At 32.6% G+C, this 16,272-nt stretch carries 18 protein-coding genes; 11 read left to right on the forward strand and 7 right to left on the reverse strand.

Going from position 1 to position 16,272, the window contains the following annotated elements:
• The first annotated feature begins 38 nt into the window (after positions 1 to 38).
• The 6 genes from SIB45_RS05625 (at position 39) to SIB45_RS05650 (ending at position 5,138) form a co-directional block, all read left to right on the forward strand.
• Positions 39 to 380 (forward strand): ribulose bisphosphate carboxylase small subunit, encoded by a 342-nt coding sequence (locus SIB45_RS05625; protein WP_011862568.1) that lies wholly within the window; start codon positions 39 to 41, stop codon positions 378 to 380.
• A gap of 91 nt (positions 381 to 471) precedes the next feature.
• Positions 472 to 2,766, forward strand: a complete 2,295-nt coding sequence (locus tag SIB45_RS05630; RefSeq protein ID WP_011862569.1) for a CsoS2 family carboxysome shell protein — start codon at positions 472 to 474, stop codon at positions 2,764 to 2,766.
• A 7-nt stretch (positions 2,767 to 2,773) separates the two neighbouring features.
• Complete coding sequence (locus SIB45_RS05635; RefSeq protein WP_011862570.1) at positions 2,774 to 4,303, forward strand: carboxysome shell carbonic anhydrase; 1,530 nt, start codon at positions 2,774 to 2,776, stop codon at positions 4,301 to 4,303.
• 2 nt (positions 4,304 to 4,305) lie between these two features.
• A complete protein-coding gene (locus tag SIB45_RS05640; RefSeq protein ID WP_002805244.1) occupies positions 4,306 to 4,557 on the forward strand; it encodes a carboxysome peptide A in 252 nt (83 codons plus the stop codon).
• Between the two features lie 17 nt (positions 4,558 to 4,574).
• The gene (locus SIB45_RS05645; RefSeq protein ID WP_011862571.1) at positions 4,575 to 4,823 is read left to right on the forward strand and encodes a carboxysome peptide B; all 249 of its coding nucleotides are present in this window, start codon (positions 4,575 to 4,577) and stop codon (positions 4,821 to 4,823) included.
• 75 nt (positions 4,824 to 4,898) lie between these two features.
• Complete coding sequence (locus SIB45_RS05650; protein WP_011862572.1) at positions 4,899 to 5,138, forward strand: 4a-hydroxytetrahydrobiopterin dehydratase; 240 nt, start codon at positions 4,899 to 4,901, stop codon at positions 5,136 to 5,138.
• A gap of 6 nt (positions 5,139 to 5,144) precedes the next feature.
• Here SIB45_RS05650 and SIB45_RS05655 read toward each other — a convergent pair whose 3' ends face one another.
• The 3 genes from SIB45_RS05655 to gloB form a co-directional block, all read right to left on the reverse strand.
• On the reverse strand, positions 5,145 to 5,372 hold the full coding sequence (locus SIB45_RS05655; RefSeq protein WP_011862573.1) for a DUF3136 domain-containing protein: 228 nt from the start codon (positions 5,370 to 5,372) through the stop codon (positions 5,145 to 5,147).
• An 85-nt stretch (positions 5,373 to 5,457) separates the two neighbouring features.
• Entirely contained in the window at positions 5,458 to 5,850 is a 393-nt protein-coding gene (locus SIB45_RS05660) for a Rid family detoxifying hydrolase (RefSeq protein WP_011862574.1), read from the reverse strand.
• Positions 5,851 to 5,874: 24 nt separating this feature from the next.
• Complete coding sequence (gloB, locus tag SIB45_RS05665) at positions 5,875 to 6,615, reverse strand: hydroxyacylglutathione hydrolase (protein ID WP_041484668.1); 741 nt, start codon at positions 6,613 to 6,615, stop codon at positions 5,875 to 5,877.
• 40 nt (positions 6,616 to 6,655) lie between these two features.
• On the opposite strand from gloB, the gene hisG reads away from it, so the two are divergent.
• Genes hisG through SIB45_RS05680 form a run of 3 tightly spaced genes read left to right on the forward strand, consistent with a single transcriptional unit; the run spans position 6,656 to position 9,628 of the window.
• Positions 6,656 to 7,294 (forward strand): ATP phosphoribosyltransferase, encoded by a 639-nt coding sequence (hisG, locus tag SIB45_RS05670; RefSeq protein ID WP_011862576.1) that lies wholly within the window; start codon positions 6,656 to 6,658, stop codon positions 7,292 to 7,294.
• A 10-nt stretch (positions 7,295 to 7,304) separates the two neighbouring features.
• Positions 7,305 to 9,098, forward strand: coding sequence for an ABC transporter ATP-binding protein (locus tag SIB45_RS05675; RefSeq protein WP_011862577.1), 1,794 nt, complete (start codon positions 7,305 to 7,307; stop codon positions 9,096 to 9,098).
• Complete coding sequence (locus tag SIB45_RS05680; protein ID WP_011862578.1) at positions 9,098 to 9,628, forward strand: GNAT family N-acetyltransferase; 531 nt, start codon at positions 9,098 to 9,100, stop codon at positions 9,626 to 9,628. The genes SIB45_RS05675 and SIB45_RS05680 overlap by 1 nt, the downstream gene beginning before the upstream one ends.
• Here SIB45_RS05680 and SIB45_RS05685 read toward each other — a convergent pair.
• Entirely contained in the window at positions 9,625 to 10,311 is a 687-nt protein-coding gene (locus SIB45_RS05685) for a TIGR04283 family arsenosugar biosynthesis glycosyltransferase (RefSeq protein ID WP_011862579.1), read from the reverse strand. The genes SIB45_RS05680 and SIB45_RS05685 overlap by 4 nt on opposite strands.
• Positions 10,312 to 10,316: 5 nt before the next feature.
• Positions 10,317 to 10,928: a TIGR04282 family arsenosugar biosynthesis glycosyltransferase gene (locus SIB45_RS05690; protein WP_011862580.1), complete on the reverse strand. Its 612-nt coding sequence runs from the start codon at positions 10,926 to 10,928 to the stop codon at positions 10,317 to 10,319.
• Positions 10,929 to 11,116: 188 nt separating this feature from the next.
• Here SIB45_RS05690 and dnaA point away from each other — a divergent pair, with 188 nt between their 5' ends.
• Positions 11,117 to 12,511: a chromosomal replication initiator protein DnaA gene (gene dnaA, locus SIB45_RS05695; protein ID WP_011862581.1), complete on the forward strand. Its 1,395-nt coding sequence runs from the start codon at positions 11,117 to 11,119 to the stop codon at positions 12,509 to 12,511.
• Between the two features lie 7 nt (positions 12,512 to 12,518).
• Here the strand turns inward: dnaA and SIB45_RS05700 are convergent, their stop codons facing one another.
• A complete protein-coding gene (locus tag SIB45_RS05700) occupies positions 12,519 to 13,748 on the reverse strand; it encodes a glutathione S-transferase (protein WP_011862582.1) in 1,230 nt (409 codons plus the stop codon).
• A 52-nt stretch (positions 13,749 to 13,800) separates the two neighbouring features.
• Between SIB45_RS05700 and gorA the strand changes: the two genes are divergently transcribed.
• Positions 13,801 to 15,165 carry a glutathione-disulfide reductase gene (gene gorA, locus SIB45_RS05705; RefSeq protein ID WP_011862583.1) on the forward strand — a complete coding sequence of 455 codons (1,365 nt, stop codon included), beginning with the start codon at positions 13,801 to 13,803 and terminating at the stop codon, positions 15,163 to 15,165.
• A 2-nt stretch (positions 15,166 to 15,167) separates the two neighbouring features.
• On the opposite strand, the gene SIB45_RS05710 is transcribed toward gorA, so the two are convergent.
• Positions 15,168 to 16,247, reverse strand: coding sequence for a calcium/sodium antiporter (locus SIB45_RS05710; protein WP_011862584.1), 1,080 nt, complete (start codon positions 16,245 to 16,247; stop codon positions 15,168 to 15,170).
• Between the last annotated feature and the right edge of the window lie 25 nt (positions 16,248 to 16,272).

Consider the following 16,272-nt stretch of genomic DNA (forward strand, 5'->3'; position numbering starts at 1 on the left):
CGTTTTTACGAGTAATTTCATTCACATTTTGATTAATTATGCCTTTCCAGAGCACAGTAAGCGACTATCAAACAGTTGCAACCCTGGAAACATTCGGTTTCTTACCACCGATGACCCAGGAAGAAATATATGACCAAATTGCGTACATAATTGCTCAAGGTTGGAGTCCAGTTATTGAGCATGTTCATCCAAGTGGATGTATGCAAACTTATTGGTCTTATTGGAAACTCCCATTCTTTGGGGAAAAAGATCTTAACTTGATCGTGAGCGAATTAGAGGCATGTCATAGAGCATACCCTGATCATCATGTAAGAATCATCGGATACGATGCTTACACTCAAAGTCAAGGAACAGCTTTTGTAGTTTTCCAAGGACGTTAAAGCTACTTATCGTAGTTAATATCTTTCTCCAAAAAAATTTTTGGAGAAAGTTTTTCAAAAAAGTTTTTAAAGAATTTCAAACTTGAAGATTATGTCAAAAAAAACCAGTAGAGAGATTGCACTTGAAAGAAGAAAGGCGATGAGTGATAGCGGTAAAAAAGCTGCTGCTTATTCTTCAACTACCAAAGATAGAGTTAGATCTTCTCAAGATATAAATATTTCTGGGACTCAGTCTTCTCCTAATAATCATAATATTTCAAAACCAGCTACAAAACATATTCCAAAAACTCAAGTAAACAGAAATTCTTCAACAAGTTTATCTAGTAAAGAGTTAGTAATAGAGAGAAGAAAAGCAATGTCTACCCATGGAAAATCAGCTATAACTTCATCCGATAGAACACGTACTGATGTTAAAAAAGAAAGTCCTGTAAACATAGTTAATTCAACTATAAATAAAAATCAAGAAAGTCAGGATTCAACTAGTACAGGATCTAAGTCCCTCAAACCCAGCGTTAAGAGAAGAATTAATCAGAAGAGAAAGCCTATTACTAATACAAGTAGAGATATTGTTTTAGCGAGAAGAGAAGCTCAATCTAAGCATGGTAAATCAGCAACTAAACAAAATACCAGTGCCGCTTCTTTGGCTAGAAGGGGTGATCCAGATTTAAGTAGTAGAGAAATTTCTCAAAGAGTGAGAGAGTTAAGAAGTAAAACTGGTGCTACAGGCAAAAAAGGTAATGGTAAATGTAGACCATGTGGTCCAAATAAAAATGGCTCCAAACAAAATATTGCAGATGCTAGCTGGAAAGTTGGTAAAAGTGAAACTGATTCAGGTCAAATAGTGACTGGAACACAAGCCAATAGATCTGTAAAAACTACAGGTAATGAAGCAAGTACATGTAGAACAGTTACAGGCACCCAATACATGGGAGCGGAAGTTGTTGATCAATTTTGTCAAGATAGACCAAGTTATAAACAACCACTTAGATCTACTGTTACTGCAACAACATCAGGGAATAAAGTGACTGGGAATGAAGTTGGTAGATCTGATAGGGTCACAGGCGATGAGCCAGGGACTTGTAAAAACCTTACAGGTACTGAATATGTATCTTCTAATCAATCACAGAAGTATTGTGGTGATGTTCCAAAAAATCCTTCAAAGGTTAAACACAGTACTACAACCGATGGATTAAAAGTATCTGGATCACTTCCTGGTAGATCAACCTTAGTTACTGGAGATGAATCAGGTTCTGGACATCAGTTAACTGGAGATCAATATCTTGGTTCTGAGCCAAATCCAAAAGGCAAAGCATTTGAAAAAGTAGGTAGCTACAACACTCTTAATGGGAGTAATGTAACTGGTACAGGGGTTGGAAGATCAGACCATATGACAGGCAATGAACATGGGAGTTGTAAGAATGTAACCGGCGATGAGTATATAGGATCTCAACAATACGAGAAGTTTTGCGGTTCAAAACCAAAACCAGAAGCTAGAAAAGTAGGTTTAAGCCTTTCTTCAAAGTCAAATTTAATAAGCGGCACTATGACGGGAAGATCAGAAATAGTAACTGGAGATGAACCAGGTTCATGCAAAGTGTTAACAGGAACACCATACGCAGGCTTAGATCAGATTAAAGAGAATTGTAATACTGAAACTTCTGAAGATATGAAATCAAGAGCAACAGTTAATTCTGGAAATAATTCAAATGCCAGACTTACAGGACAACAACCAGGAATTGGCGGAGTAATGACAGGTGCTAAGAAAGGTGCTTGTAAAAACCTAACAGGGACTCCTTATGTTGGTGGAGATCAGTTCTCACAAGCTTGTGATAATCCTCCAAATGATACTGCTTATGCTAATCCGGAAAAATCAGCAGGTAACACTTGGAACGAATTCTCTGTTAAATCACCATCAAGAGATAAATATTCTGAAAAAAATACTCAAGGTGTTACTGGCAATGAATATGAAAATGGTTCAAAGGTAACAGGACCTTTTGATATGGCAGTTGATAAGGTCACTGGTACTGAAAAATTTAGATTTGAACCGAATAAAAATATTACTTATAAACAAAAAATGGAAATTGAAGAGGCAGACCGTGCTGCAAAGACACCAGAAAAAAGAGTCGCATCAAGGATTACTGGTGAAGGACAATCAGTGGGAAACGTAACTGGTGATGATTGGGATCGCGGTGATAAGGTCACAGGCACAGAGGGAGCTTCTTCTAGGAAGCGAAATCCATCAAGAGCAGGATTCATGAGTGCAATGCCCCCTATGGAAATAAAAAGAAATGAGGAAACAGAAAAACCAGATTTCTTGATAACCGGATCTAGTGGTAATACTCGTGAGGGACAACTTGTTACCTTTTCAGGTGGTGCAAGAGGTTAACTAAATAATGCCTTTAAGAGGACTGGCTAAAGCCAAGAACTTCACATTGGGGCCAACCGCTCCAATGAAAACTTTTACTGAAAATATACATATACAAACTAAAGATTCAAATAATTTACGAAATTCTGGAAAGTCTCATAAATTAACCAATAATATTCAAAATGAAAATCTATTTAGGTATGAAAGCAAAATAAAAAGTGATTTTGACGAAATTGTTCCAACTCTCAAGGAAATTGCCCGAATTCAACATCACGAAGATTTTATAAATAAAGCTCAGAAAATATCAAGAAAAAATTTGGGAATAGATTTACCCCTCCATGTATTAGATAAATCTTGGGTTAAACCTCTTGATATGAGGGCTTTATATGCATGGTGTGCTTTCAAACAGCATGATAAACTTAGCGACAATTTTTTTAATAATGATCCACTTGAAGGTGCTGCTGGAAGTAGGGATGCGGAAGACTTTGAAAAATTTCTCTTAGATTGTGGAATACATTTACTTGATATAACTCCTTGTTCAGATGGAAGATTAGCTCATTCAGTTGCTTATGTAATGAGAATACCTTTTAGTTCAGTAAGAAGAAGATCTCATGCTGGAGCACTGTTTGATATTGAAAATACCGTTAATCGATGGGTAAAAACTGAACATAAAAGATATAGAGAGAATGTTCCTAATGAAGCTCATAAAGATACCAGGTACTTAAAAGTTGTAACTTATCATTTCAGTTCAGTAGATCCTTTGCATCAGGGATGCGCAGCTCATGGGAGTAATGACAAGTTAGCTGCAGCAGAAGGTAGAAATAAATTATATGCTTTCAAAGAGGCTGTAGAGAATAGCTTTTGCTGCGGAGCTTCTGTGGATTTAATGTTAATTGGACTTGATACAGACACTGATTCATTAAAAATACATTTATCAACTAGTGATGGCGGTATAGATTTAGAAAAAACCATTTCTACATTAGAAATTTATAATTCAACAATAAATTTTTCAAAAGAGGATGCAGAGAGAGAAATTTGCCAGACAATTTCTAAGCAATCTTCAAAAGATAAACTTAGTGGACTGGAAAAATTTACGTATAAATTAATTGTCAATAATATTTCTCAAATTGATTATGTTAAGAGTTTTCATAATGGTTCTTATGAAGATATTGGACATGCAGAGAGGTTTATTGGAGTAGGCATAGGTTTCAAAGAAGTACATCTCAGGAATTTAACTTATTTTGCTCATTTAGATACAGTCGAAGAAGGTGCTCCAGATTTAGATGTAGGAGTGAAGATTTTTACTGGATTAAATGTTTCTCAAGATCTACCTATTCCGGTAGTGATAAGATTTGATTACTCTGGAAAAGTTCCCGGAGCAAAAGAGAGGGCAATAAATGATTGTGAAAGAGTTAATAATGCGATATCAATTAGATATAAAAATTTAGTTGATCAAGGTTTGTTACATACTTGCTCTACTATTAGAGATAGGGACAACATTCATTCCGCCCAAATTATTGGAATGTCTTTAGATAAAAAAACAGAGGAGGCTCACTAATTATGTTAATTTGCAAGGTTGTAAAACCACTTGTCTCAACCAATAGGATTCCTGGTTTTGAACATAAACATCTGCAGGTTGTATTAGATGGATCTTCTAATAAAGTTGCAGTTGATGCTGTTGGCTGTAAGCCAGGAGATTGGGTTATTTGTGTTGGAAGTTCTGCTGCTAGGGAAGCAGCGGGAAGTAAATCTTATCCAAGCGATTTAACGATTGTTGGAATAATTGATCATTGGGATCCTGACAAGTCTTAAAAAGGAGGATGTAAATTGTGGAAATTATGAAGGTATTAGGAAGGATGGTATGCACTCAAAGGGTCGCCGGCTTAGGTCACATGAATTTACGAATTTTAGAAAATAATAAAGGAAAGAAATTAGTTGCTGTTGATCCTGTTGGAGCTAGAGAAGGTAACTGGGTTTTTACCTCTAGTGGCTCCGCCGCTAGATTTGCATGCCCTAATCCAGAAGTTCAAACCGATTTAACAATTGGCGGTATTATTGATTATTGGGAGAATGACTAAGGATTTTAACTTTATAAAATTTATTAAGAAACTATGTTGAAGGTATATTGTAATTAGTCTTGAATAAAGAATGTAATGTGGAATAAAAGAGAATCACCTTTGAGGATTGAAAAAAGATTTCAATTTGATCAATACTCCAAAATTAGTAAATTCATGGGGGAAATTGAGAAATTATGTAAAGAAAGGGATATCTATCCAAATATCAGCTTCGGTAAGAATTTTGTAAGTCTTTCAATATTTTTAGAAAATAAAGAAATATCAGAAAAGGAAAAAAACTTTTCAATGTATATTGATAAATTATATTTAGAAGATTAGTCCTTTTTAATAATTATTTGGCTTTGCAATATCTCTTTTGATTAAAGCCATTAAATATGTTGGTGCTTTATATCTACCAGGTAAACATCTATTTAAAGTTTCAAGATGACTCCAACACACTGTCTTTTCAATATCTTTAACTGAGTTTCCTTTTAAAATTAACAGTCTAAGAGCTTTGCAAAATAAAGGATAACCTGCTTCTAGTTCATCTATATTAAGCTTTGCTGCTGACATAGATCAAGGATTAATTATCAACTAATAATCTATACAACTATGGTGCACAATTGGTTCATATTTCAAATTTCTCAATAATTAGAAATTAATCTAGAAATGCGATGCAATCTATTTCAACTAAAACTCCTTTTGGTAGGGATGAAACTTCCACACAGGCCCTTGCTGGAGGATTCTCAATATTAAAAAAATCACTATATACTTTATTGACAATTTGAAAATTACTTAAGTCCGTTAAGTAAATAGTTGTCTTTATTACATCATCTATTTTGGCTCCACCAGCTTTAAGAACTTCTGCGAGATTTTTTAAAACTTGAAAAGTTTCCTTCTCTATATCACCTAAACATGTTATTTCATTTACAGCTGGGTCTATAGCAATTTGACCAGAACAATAGATAAAATCCCCAGCTTTTATTGCTTGATTATAAGGTCCTACTGGATCTGGAGCATTTGATGTTTTAATTACTTGTTTGGGAGCCATTTGTTTAAGAAGATACCTATCAATTTAAACCCATAAATCTTTATTTGCTCTTAAAAAAGTAAATTCTTCTAAATTTTTTGCTCTTAAGAACAGGTTTATTTTCATCTCTTCATCAAGTAAAAATGGAATTGTCAATTTATTAAGAGAAAGTTTTTTTTCAACTTCCGAAAGTTTATTCTTTAAATCTTGATCTTTTGGCTTGAGATTCAACGCCCACAATATATTTGACTTTGTATATTCATGTGCACAATATATGAGAGTATCTTTTGGTAAAGATTTGATTCTTTCTAGTGAAGAATACATTTGTTGATAAGTTCCCTCAAAAATTCTGCCACAGCCGCCAGAAAATAATGTGTCACCAATAAAAAGAACAGGGTTCTCCCCATTCAAAAAGAAGGCAATATGTGAGCTTGTATGTCCTAATACTTCAATTATTTTTACTTCTTCACCTAAAATATTCAAAGTTTCTCCATCTTCTACAGATACATTTTGAAAAGGGATTCGCTTTTTTTCTTTGGAGGAAGCAATCACCTTTACATTTTGCCATCTTTCAATAAGAGGCTTAGTCCCTCCAATATGGTCTGAATGATGATGAGTTTGTAAAATAGCTTTTAAGTGTAAATTGTTTTCATCTATATATCTAATTACTGGTTCGTGTACTGATGGATCTATAACTACAACTGATTTATCTTTTACCCATAACCAAATAACATTATCATTTAAAACTCTTAGTCCGATTATATTTTGAGCTTTATTAAATTCCATTGTTAACTTAGAATGAAGAATCCTTGGAAGAAATTGATCTATGTTTACTATAGCTTTACCAAAAGGAGCTCTGTTAAAAGATTCAATTTCAACTTTTAAAAGAGCTGGGTTAGATTTCTCTGATGCATTGGAGAAAAATAATAGATCATTAACTTTCGAATCAAATTGCAAACGGGCTAAAGCTTTATTGGTAAGGAATGGAGATGTTCCTGTTTATGTAAGTTATGGCCAAGCTGATTTGGGTATTGTTGGGTATGACGTTTTACGAGAATCTGAATTAAAAGTTGCAAAGTTATTAGATTTAGGATTTGGAGGCTGTCATATGTCGTTGGCAGTTAAGAAAAATAGCAATTATTTAAAACCAACTGATCTCCCAGCGAATTGTAAAGTAGCAAGTAAATTTATAAAGACAGCAAGATTTTATTTTGAAGAATTAAATATTCCTGTAGAAATTGTTCATTTGACAGGATCCGTGGAGCTTGGTCCTATTACAGGTATGGCAGAGGCAATAGTTGATTTGGTGGCAACCGGAAAGACTCTTAAAGAGAATGGTTTAATTAAAATAGATGATCTTTTCTACTCGACTGCGAGACTAATAGGAAACCCTTTATCTATGAGGTTAGATGATAATCATCTCAGAGATACGATTTTATCAATAGAATCTACTAACGATACATAAAAAAAGCTTAATGTTTAGTGATTTTAGAAGGATTAAAAAGTTAGGTAAATATTTAACTAAAGATAAAAAAACAATCTATCTAATCTTGATAGTATTGTTACCTGTTTCTTTCTCTGGAGCTATACAACCGTTATTAGTTGGTCAAGCGATTACCATTCTCAAAAATGAAACTACAGATGTATGGCTAAGTAAAACTTTTTTTGGGCAGTCAATTAATGCCATAATCCTAACTTTATTTATAACTGTTATTTTTAGGTTGGTTTTGCAAGGATACCAAACCTACAATATCCAAGCCGTGGGTCAACGTTTGACAGCAAGGATAAGAAGAGAACTTTTTGATCATTCAATATCTTTATCCCTTAGGTATCACGATAAAATGCCTGTAGGGAAATTATTAACGAGATTAACAAATGATGTTGATGCTTTGGCTGAGGTTTTTGGTAGTGGGGCAGTTGGAGTTATTGCTGACTTTGTAAGTCTTATAGTAATTTCTTTGACAATGCTTTCAATTGATAGAGGGCTTGCCATTTTACTATTGTTAACTCAGATTCCTGTTTCATATTTCATTATTTGGCTTCAAAAACGCTACAGAAAGGCCAATTATCAAGTGAGAGAAGAGTTATCTCAACTCAACTCTGATTTTCAAGAGAATCTTCAAGGTCTAGAAGTCGTTCAGATGTTTAGGAGAGAGGCTTTTAATAGTAAGAAATTTTCTAATACAGGAGTTGCTTACAAGAAAGCAGTAAATGGAACTATATTTTATGACAGTAGCATTTCAGCATTTATAGAGTGGATTTCTCTTGCCGCAGTTTCCTTGGTTTTAGCAGTTGGAGGGTATCTTGTTACTTCTGGAAATATTGGTTTAGGGACATTAACTACTTTCATTTTATATTCTCAAAGGCTCTTTGAACCTTTAAGACAACTTGCAGAGAGATTTACTCAGATTCAAGGAGGCCTTACAGCTGTTGAGAGAATAAATGAGTTATTGGATGAAGAAATTCAGATTCAAGACTCTATTTCTGCAAGAAATTTTGCAAAAGATGCTCAAACTGCCAATAAGAAATTTACGGGTAAGATTGAATTCAAGAATGTTAATTTCTCCTACAAAGAGGGAGAGCACATACTAAAGAATTTATCTTTTTTGATCAATCCTGGAGAGCATGTGGCTTTCGTAGGGCCAACTGGTTCTGGTAAAACAACCATAATTAGATTGTTGTGTAGATTGTATGAACCTCAATCGGGTCAAATTTTAATCGATGATATAAATATTAAAGATATTCCTATCGCAACACTAAGAAACATGTTGGGAGTTGTTCTACAAGATACTTTCATCTTTAGTGGAAATGTTGCTGATAATTTGAAACTAAATGCGAATATAGATAATCTTGAATTAGAAAATCTTTGTAAAGAATTAGGATTAACGGGTTTATTAAAAAAATTGCCAGAGGGTTTGAACACTTTTCTTAGAGAAAGAGGAGGAAATCTTTCCTCAGGAGAAAGACAACTTCTCTCAGTAGCTCGAGTAGCGATTAGAAATCCTGTTATTTTAATAATGGACGAAGCTACAGCGTTTATGGATCCATCTACAGAAGCCACTTTGCAAAAAGATCTTGAAAGGATTCTTACAAAAAGAACAGCACTAGTAATAGCTCACAGACTCGCGACTATTGAAAGTTCTGATAAGATTTTAGTCTTAAAAGGAGGATCATTAATCGAAGAGGGAACTCATATTGAATTGAGAAAGAAAAAGGGTTTATATTTTCAGCTTTCTGAGCTTCAAGAAAAAGGATTTGCGAATTTTTAATGATTTTTAGAAAACAAGGATCATCAATAAAAAAATCAACCAGTTTATCGAGAGAACAGCTGATAGATATTTATGGTTTAAATTCTTATGAATTTACTCAAAAAAATAAAGAAGAAATATTTATATGTAGTAAAAGTAAAGATTTAGATCTCATAGAACTAGATCAGCTTTTACAAACTGTTGGCTGGAGCAGAAGGCCTATTAGGAGAGTTAAAAGAGCTTTGGATTTTAGCATTTTGGTAGTTGGGTTATGGCGTCATGATAATAAATTTCCTAGGCTAGTAGGATTTGCAAGATGTACTGGGGATGGAATTCTAGAAGCAACAGTATGGGATGTAGCTATTAATCCTGTCTATCAAGGACTTGGACTGGGGAAAGAATTAATGAAATATATTTTGAAAGAATTAAAAAATATTGGTATTTCTAAAGTTACCCTTTTTGCTGATGCTGAAGTAGTAACATTCTACAAAAGACAGGGTTGGATATTAGAACCAAGAGGTACCAAATGTGCTTTCTGGTACGCAAATTAATTATTTTTGTAGTAGTCAGAATATATAGATTTTATCGATTCGCCCTTTAACCATCTTCTTCTTAAGTTCCAGTTCCTAAGTGCTTGCAGAAAAATATTTGTTCTTTCCCATTTCCTTGAACTTATAAAGATTGGTAAATTTAATTGTTTTAAATCTTTTTTATTTTTTAATCTTCTTAAAAAATCTACGTCTTCCATTAAGGGTATCTTTCTAAAACCATTATTCTTAAAATAATTAGTTTTATGAATAATTAAACCTTGATCGCCATAAGGTTGTTTGAAAAATTTACTTCTTAAATTTACAAGAATTTCGAGGACTCTAAAAATCATCTTTTTATGATTAATTTTAAATTTAAAATAGTAAATATAATTCTTGTCTCCCTTTAAAACTGAATTTATTTTTCTAAACCAATCATGAGTTAATCTTGTATCGGCATGTAAAAATATGAGCCACTCTCCTTTTGCATTCTTAGCACCAATATCTAGTTGTAAACCTCGATTTTTTTCATTTGATCGATATACTTTCGCCCCATATATGTTCGCCACATCAATTGTTCTATCTTCACTACCACAGTCAACAATAATAATTTCTCCCTCTTTATACGTAGTCAACAAGTCTGAAAGTAATAATGGTAAATTATTAGCTTCATTGATAGTTGGGATAATAATTGAGATTTTAAACAAATTGATTAATTTCTATTCTCGATATCAAATATTGTATCTATATCTATTTTTTTATCTAAAAACTCATATTTCAATTTTATAGACGCAAAATTATCAATTGTTTTTTTAAGAACATTTTCTGATCCCCACTTAATGTTAATAAAAGGTAAGTTTAGATGCGATGACATTATTTTTTCTGATAAACCAATAAGCCAATATCCTCCATCATTAGATGGTCCTAAAATAAGATCATTATGTTGTAGCTTTCTTAGAGTATTTAATAAATCTTGATGACATAAATCAGGAAGGTCAGTACCAATAAAAATAATATTTTTGATCTTATTTTGTGTACAAAATTTTTTGTTTATAATAATTTGCCTTTTCATTTTTTCTCCCAGACAGCCTTTCCCCTGTAAATTAAATCTTTTTATACCTAATTGTTTAGACCATCTTTTGCAATTTTTTTCCCCCAAACCAGATATAGCTATAGAAATATCAATTAGTTTAGTTTTTTGGAGAGATTTGGCGACTGAAATAGTGTGTTTTGTTATCACACTTTGTATTTTTGCCGAATTACTTTTACCTATATCTTTTGATAATCTTGTTTTGCATCTTCCAAAAGCATGCCATTTTGCCATGATAATAAGTAATGCTTTATCCAAAAATTTATTGCGATTATAAATAATTATATGCCTATAAAAAATAAAATTTTTTTAGAGGTTTGTATCATGGTTTGTTAAGTAATTTTAAATTTGTCGTGATCTTGTGATTTGATAATGGCCAATTATTAAATTCCAACTAGATTAATAATCTAGAGAATAAAATTTTGCAAACAATTAATCCTATTTGGGCGGAAGTTCAACAATCACTGAAAAAAACTTTAAGTAAGCCTTCATTTGAGACATGGATAAGGCCTGCTAAATTTAATTGTTTTGAAAATGGCTTATTGACTTTAATCGCTCCAAATACATTTTCCAGTGATTGGTTAAGAAAGAATTATTGTCAAACTATCGAAAAGGCTGCAAAAGAAATATGCGGCCATGATGTAAAAGTTGTTTTTAAATCTGAAAAAAATATAAGCAGAGATTCAACAAATAAAGAGAACCTAGATGATCAGATTGTGAATCATAAAACAAAATCATTTCCTAATAATAGTCAAGAAATTTCTTCAAAAAATAGATCCAAAAATCCCAACGGTCTAAATTTACGTTACGTCTTTAAAAGATTTGTTGTAGGTCCAAATAGTAGGTTGGCTCATGCAGCGGCTTTAGCAGTTGCCGAATCACCCGGGAGAGAATTTAATCCCTTATTTATTTGTGGTGGAGTAGGTCTCGGTAAAACTCATTTAATGCAAGCAATAGGCCATTATCGAGTAGAAATAGATCCAGAGGCAAAAGTTAAATATGTATCTACAGAAACTTTTACTAATGACGTTATTAGTGGTATTAGAAGAGACGGAATGACAGCTATTCGAGATAAATATAGAAATGTAGATTTGATTTTAATAGACGATATACAGTTCTTAGAAGGCAAAGAGTATACACAGGAAGAATTTTTTCATACTTTTAACGCTCTTCACGAATCAGGAAGTCAAATAGTAATCGCTAGTGATAGACCTCCAAATCAATTGTCTGGAATTCAGGAGAGATTAATTTCTAGGTTCTCGATGGGCATGACTGCAGATATTCAACCACCTGACCTTGAGACAAGGACAGCAATCCTTCAAAAAAAGGCAGAACAAGAAAGTATGAGTCTACCAAGAGATTTAATTCAATTTATAGCAGGAAGATTCACTTCGAATATTCGAGAATTGGAAGGAGCATTTACTAGAGCTGTTGCATTTGCATCAATAACAGGCTTGCCAATGACAGTTCAATCAATTGCTCCAATGCTTGATCCGAATAGTGTTGGAGTAGTTGTCAGTCCAAAACAAGTTATTAATAAAGTGTCAGATTTCTTTAAAGTTTCTACTGATGAATTGATTAGCTCAAGTAGGAGAAAACCAGTAAGTCAAGCTAGGCAAATAGGTATGTATCTTATGCGACATGGAACGGATTTAAGCCTACCAAGAATTGGAGATGAGTTTGGGGGCAAAGACCATACAACGGTTATGTATGCTATTGAACAAGTTGAAAAAAAATTGTCTATTGATCCTAATATTGCAAGTCAAGTTCAAAAAATAAGGGATTTGCTTCAAATAGATTCAAGAAAAAATTTATAGTTTTACTTTAACTAGAGATAAAATTTCTAGGATCTTGATCATATCTATGCCTGAAAGGTATATTATCTATTTCATTAATATTACTAAGCGATTCAATTTTATTTAATGATTGCCTTAATAACCTTGCTGAAATAATTGGCATATCTCTTGGAACTGAAACTCTATTTTTTAAGTATCTTAGAGAGATTCCTGAAAGTTTTTTAGGGATTAATACTTCGCCTGTGATCATATGGCTCAAAGCTGATCTCAATGATTCGTCAAAGGATTCTTTATTGTATGGATTTACTTTTAGTAAATTTTCTTTATGCTTTATCACTCTTTTAAGAGCAATTGTTGCATAATATTTTGAGTCATAATTTTGGTTTAATTCATAATTACCTAAACCCTCACCAGTATCTATTAACTTTGAGAAAGTAATCTGTTGTTCATTGCTTTCTTTATAGCATCCTCCCATTTGTGGGGGTAAATCATGAGAGTGAGTATGGAAATCTCCTTGAGTGCCTCTATAAGCACTTGTCCCCTCAAAAAGGGTAAGCCAGTTATCTACATGACGATAATTAGATCTTAAATTAAACCCTTTATAATAAATAAGTGAAGCGTTCATTCTCTCCATATAGGGAATAAAAATTATATCTCCAACACCAGGCTCTACATTACCCGTGTTAGAAACTGATGGATCAACAAATCCTGATTTTGAGCTACTTAAGATTTCATCGAGTTTAGAAATGGATTCTTTAAATCTTTTTTTTCTAAAGGAGTTATCTATAAAATTAAAACTTTCTCGGCAGAGCCAATTACACCAGGATCTAAAAATTTCTCTTTCTAAATTTCGAATTTTGATAAGGTGACTAGATGTAATAAAAGATCCAAGTGCTCCAAATTCATTTTCTAAAAAAGCTATTATATTGTCGCTTTCAGTTATAACTTTCCCTTTAAATTCAATTGCAGGTAATTTTCCCGATCTGACTTTTTCAAGGAACCAACCTTCTTTTTGGCCGTAGCAAAACATATTTATTTTCTGGACTCTGTATGGAATTTTCTTAAATTCAAGCCATAACCATATCTTCTGACAGTAAGGACACCAAGAATGCCTATCCCTATAGAGGGTAACTAATACATCATTTTCACTATGCCCAAATAATCTTAAATTTGCATAGGAATTATTTATACCATGGACTCTATCAAGATCTTCAACTTCAAATTTATTTAAATCATCCCATGACAAAATCCCATTCATTATTTGAATTAAAGCTATAAACTAACGTTATAATAATTGATTAAAAAAAGTCTTGGAATTTGAATTTGATTTAATTGTTGTTGGCGCTGGATCTGGAGGACTCGCTGCGGCTAAACGTGCGGCTAGTTATGGAGCAAAAGTCGCAATCATAGAAGCAAATCAAATAGGAGGAACTTGTGTGATAAGGGGATGTGTGCCAAAGAAATTAATGGTTTATGCAGCCAAAAGTAAAAAAAATATGGATTCTTCTGAAGGATATGGATTAAAAAATGAAGGTATTAATTTTGAATCAAATATTTTGTTGAAGAACGTTAGAGAGGAGGTTTCTAGATTAAGTAATTTACATAGAAATTCTTTAAAAAAGTTGAATATAACTATTTTTGAAGGCTTAGGAAGATTTATTACTCAAAATGAATTAGAAATTATTTGTTCAAACACAAAGAAAATTAAAAACAAAATAAGTTCAAAAAAAATTCTTATTTCAGTTGGAGGTAAACCAAAGAAATTAAATATTCCTGGAATAGATTTGGCATGGACTAGTGATGATATTTTTGAATTAGAAAAGTTTCCTAAATCATTATTAATAGTGGGAGGTGGATATATTGCTTGTGAATTTGCTTCTATTTTCAGAAATTTAGGTACAGAAGTAACTCAATTAATAAGAGGTAAACATTTACTTAATGGTTTTGATGAGGATCTTTCTCTATGCCTAGAGGAATCACCTACTTTTACTGATATCAAAATAATCTCCAATGCTCAATTGAAGTCTATCGACAGAGTAAATGGAAATTTGGAATCGACCTTAGAATCGGGGGATAAACTCCTAACTAATAATATCCTTATTGCTACAGGAAGAGAACCAAATCTTTTGCCTTTAAATTTAGATTTTTTAAATCTAAAGATGGATGGCCAATATTTAGATGTTGATGAACTTAATCAAACAAGCAATGCAAATATTTTTGCAGTCGGCGATATCATAAATAAACCAAACTTAACTCCAGTAGCAATAGAACAAGGGAGAGTTTTTTCAGATAATTTTTTTAATGACCAAAAAAGAAAGGTAAATTATGAATATATTCCTAAGGCCGTTTTTACTATTCCTGAAATTTCAACAGTTGGCTTAAGTGAGAAAAGAGCTAAAGAGATTTACTCTGAAAAAAATATAAAAATTTTCAAATGCAAATTTACCCCTATGTCTAATACCTTTAAAAAGAATAAATCAAAATGTATGTTGAAGATTGTTGTTCATAAGCTAACTGACAAAGTACTGGGATGTCATATGTTTGGAGAAACATCATCTGAGATTATTCAAATGGTATCAGTTTCATTAAATGCAGGAATAACAAAAAAAGATTTTGACATTACTATGGCTTTGCACCCAACTATCTCAGAAGAATTTGTGACTATGTATGGATAATATTATGAATTAGAAAATTTTAATTTTTCTTGAACTATCAGAAACACTGTAAGTAAAGCAAAATAAATAAATAATCCTATCCTTAACTCAGAAAGGAAGTTAAATCCATTCAGGAAAAGAATCTTATCGAGAATGTAGAAAATATAAAGGTTAAGCAAAATAAATCCTTCAATTCTGGTGATTTTCCCTTTGCTCCAGAAAATTGGTAAACATGCAAAGGTAGTTAAAACCATAAAAGGTAAGTCAACTTTTATTAGACTTTGTTCAATTACTAAACCTTTAAATCCTGAAAAAATACTGCAACTTCCAAGGATAAGTAGTTGATTGAGCAAATTGCTTCCTACTACATTCCCAATCGCAAGATCTGTTTTACCTTTAAATGCAGCAATTATTGAAGTTACTAATTCTGGTAAAGATGTCCCAGTTGCTACGATAGTTAAACCGATAACAATTTCATTTACACCCAAAAGATTAGCAAGCGTTTGAGAACCATTTACTAAAATATTTGAACCAAAGCTTAAAAGAAATATTCCCAATATTAACTTTAGTAGGATATTAAGCTTCCCTTTATAGTTATCCGTTAATTCTTCTATCTCTGGTTCAGCATCTTTTGTCTCCTCCCCTTTCTCATTCATGGTGTTGATTTCCCATAATGTATTTAAGATTAAACAAAATATTAGAAATATCCCTGCTTGCAATGTTAATAAGCCTGTTGATGACATAGCCCAAACTGCAGATGAAATTGCCATTAAAAGAGGCACATCCCTCCTAACTATTCTGCTTTTTACCTTAAGAGGTGTTATCAATGAGCTTATGCCCAAAACAACGAGAACATTAAAAATATTGCTTCCAATTACATTGCTTGCCGCAAGCGAATCACTGCCTTTAAAAATTGAACTTAAACTTACTAACAACTCAGGAGAGCTTGTTCCAAAAGAAACAACTGTTAAACCAATTACTATTTGAGGTATTCCTAAAATTAAAGATAAAAATATAGCTCCTTGGATGAATAACTCTCCTCCCGCAAAAAGTAGAACTACGCCTAAAACTATTTCTATTATTGGAAATAAAAAATCATTCATATTTAGGCTTTAATTAAGATAATAA

The sequence above is a fragment of the Prochlorococcus sp. MIT 1304 genome, from assembly GCF_047305015.1.
Lineage (GTDB): Bacteria > Cyanobacteriota > Cyanobacteriia > PCC-6307 > Cyanobiaceae > Prochlorococcus_A > Prochlorococcus_A marinus_E.

Coding starts and splice junctions, on each gene's coding strand:
- SIB45_RS05675 (WP_011862577.1), top strand. CDS start 7,305: ATGTTTAGTGATTTTAGAAGGATTAAAAAGTTAGGTAAATATTTAACT.
- SIB45_RS05630 (WP_011862569.1), top strand. CDS start 472: ATGTCAAAAAAAACCAGTAGAGAGATTGCACTTGAAAGAAGAAAGGCG.
- SIB45_RS05690 (WP_011862580.1), bottom strand. CDS start 10,928: ATGGCAAAATGGCATGCTTTTGGAAGATGCAAAACAAGATTATCAAAA.
- SIB45_RS05680 (WP_011862578.1), top strand. CDS start 9,098: ATGATTTTTAGAAAACAAGGATCATCAATAAAAAAATCAACCAGTTTA.
- SIB45_RS05710 (WP_011862584.1), bottom strand. CDS start 16,247: ATGAATGATTTTTTATTTCCAATAATAGAAATAGTTTTAGGCGTAGTT.
- SIB45_RS05640 (WP_002805244.1), top strand. CDS start 4,306: ATGTTAATTTGCAAGGTTGTAAAACCACTTGTCTCAACCAATAGGATT.
- SIB45_RS05655 (WP_011862573.1), bottom strand. CDS start 5,372: ATGTCAGCAGCAAAGCTTAATATAGATGAACTAGAAGCAGGTTATCCT.
- SIB45_RS05635 (WP_011862570.1), top strand. CDS start 2,774: ATGCCTTTAAGAGGACTGGCTAAAGCCAAGAACTTCACATTGGGGCCA.
- SIB45_RS05660 (WP_011862574.1), bottom strand. CDS start 5,850: ATGGCTCCCAAACAAGTAATTAAAACATCAAATGCTCCAGATCCAGTA.
- SIB45_RS05650 (WP_011862572.1), top strand. CDS start 4,899: ATGTGGAATAAAAGAGAATCACCTTTGAGGATTGAAAAAAGATTTCAA.
- hisG (WP_011862576.1), top strand. CDS start 6,656: ATGTTTACTATAGCTTTACCAAAAGGAGCTCTGTTAAAAGATTCAATT.
- SIB45_RS05625 (WP_011862568.1), top strand. CDS start 39: ATGCCTTTCCAGAGCACAGTAAGCGACTATCAAACAGTTGCAACCCTG.
- SIB45_RS05700 (WP_011862582.1), bottom strand. CDS start 13,748: ATGAATGGGATTTTGTCATGGGATGATTTAAATAAATTTGAAGTTGAA.
- gloB (WP_041484668.1), bottom strand. CDS start 6,615: ATGGAATTTAATAAAGCTCAAAATATAATCGGACTAAGAGTTTTAAAT.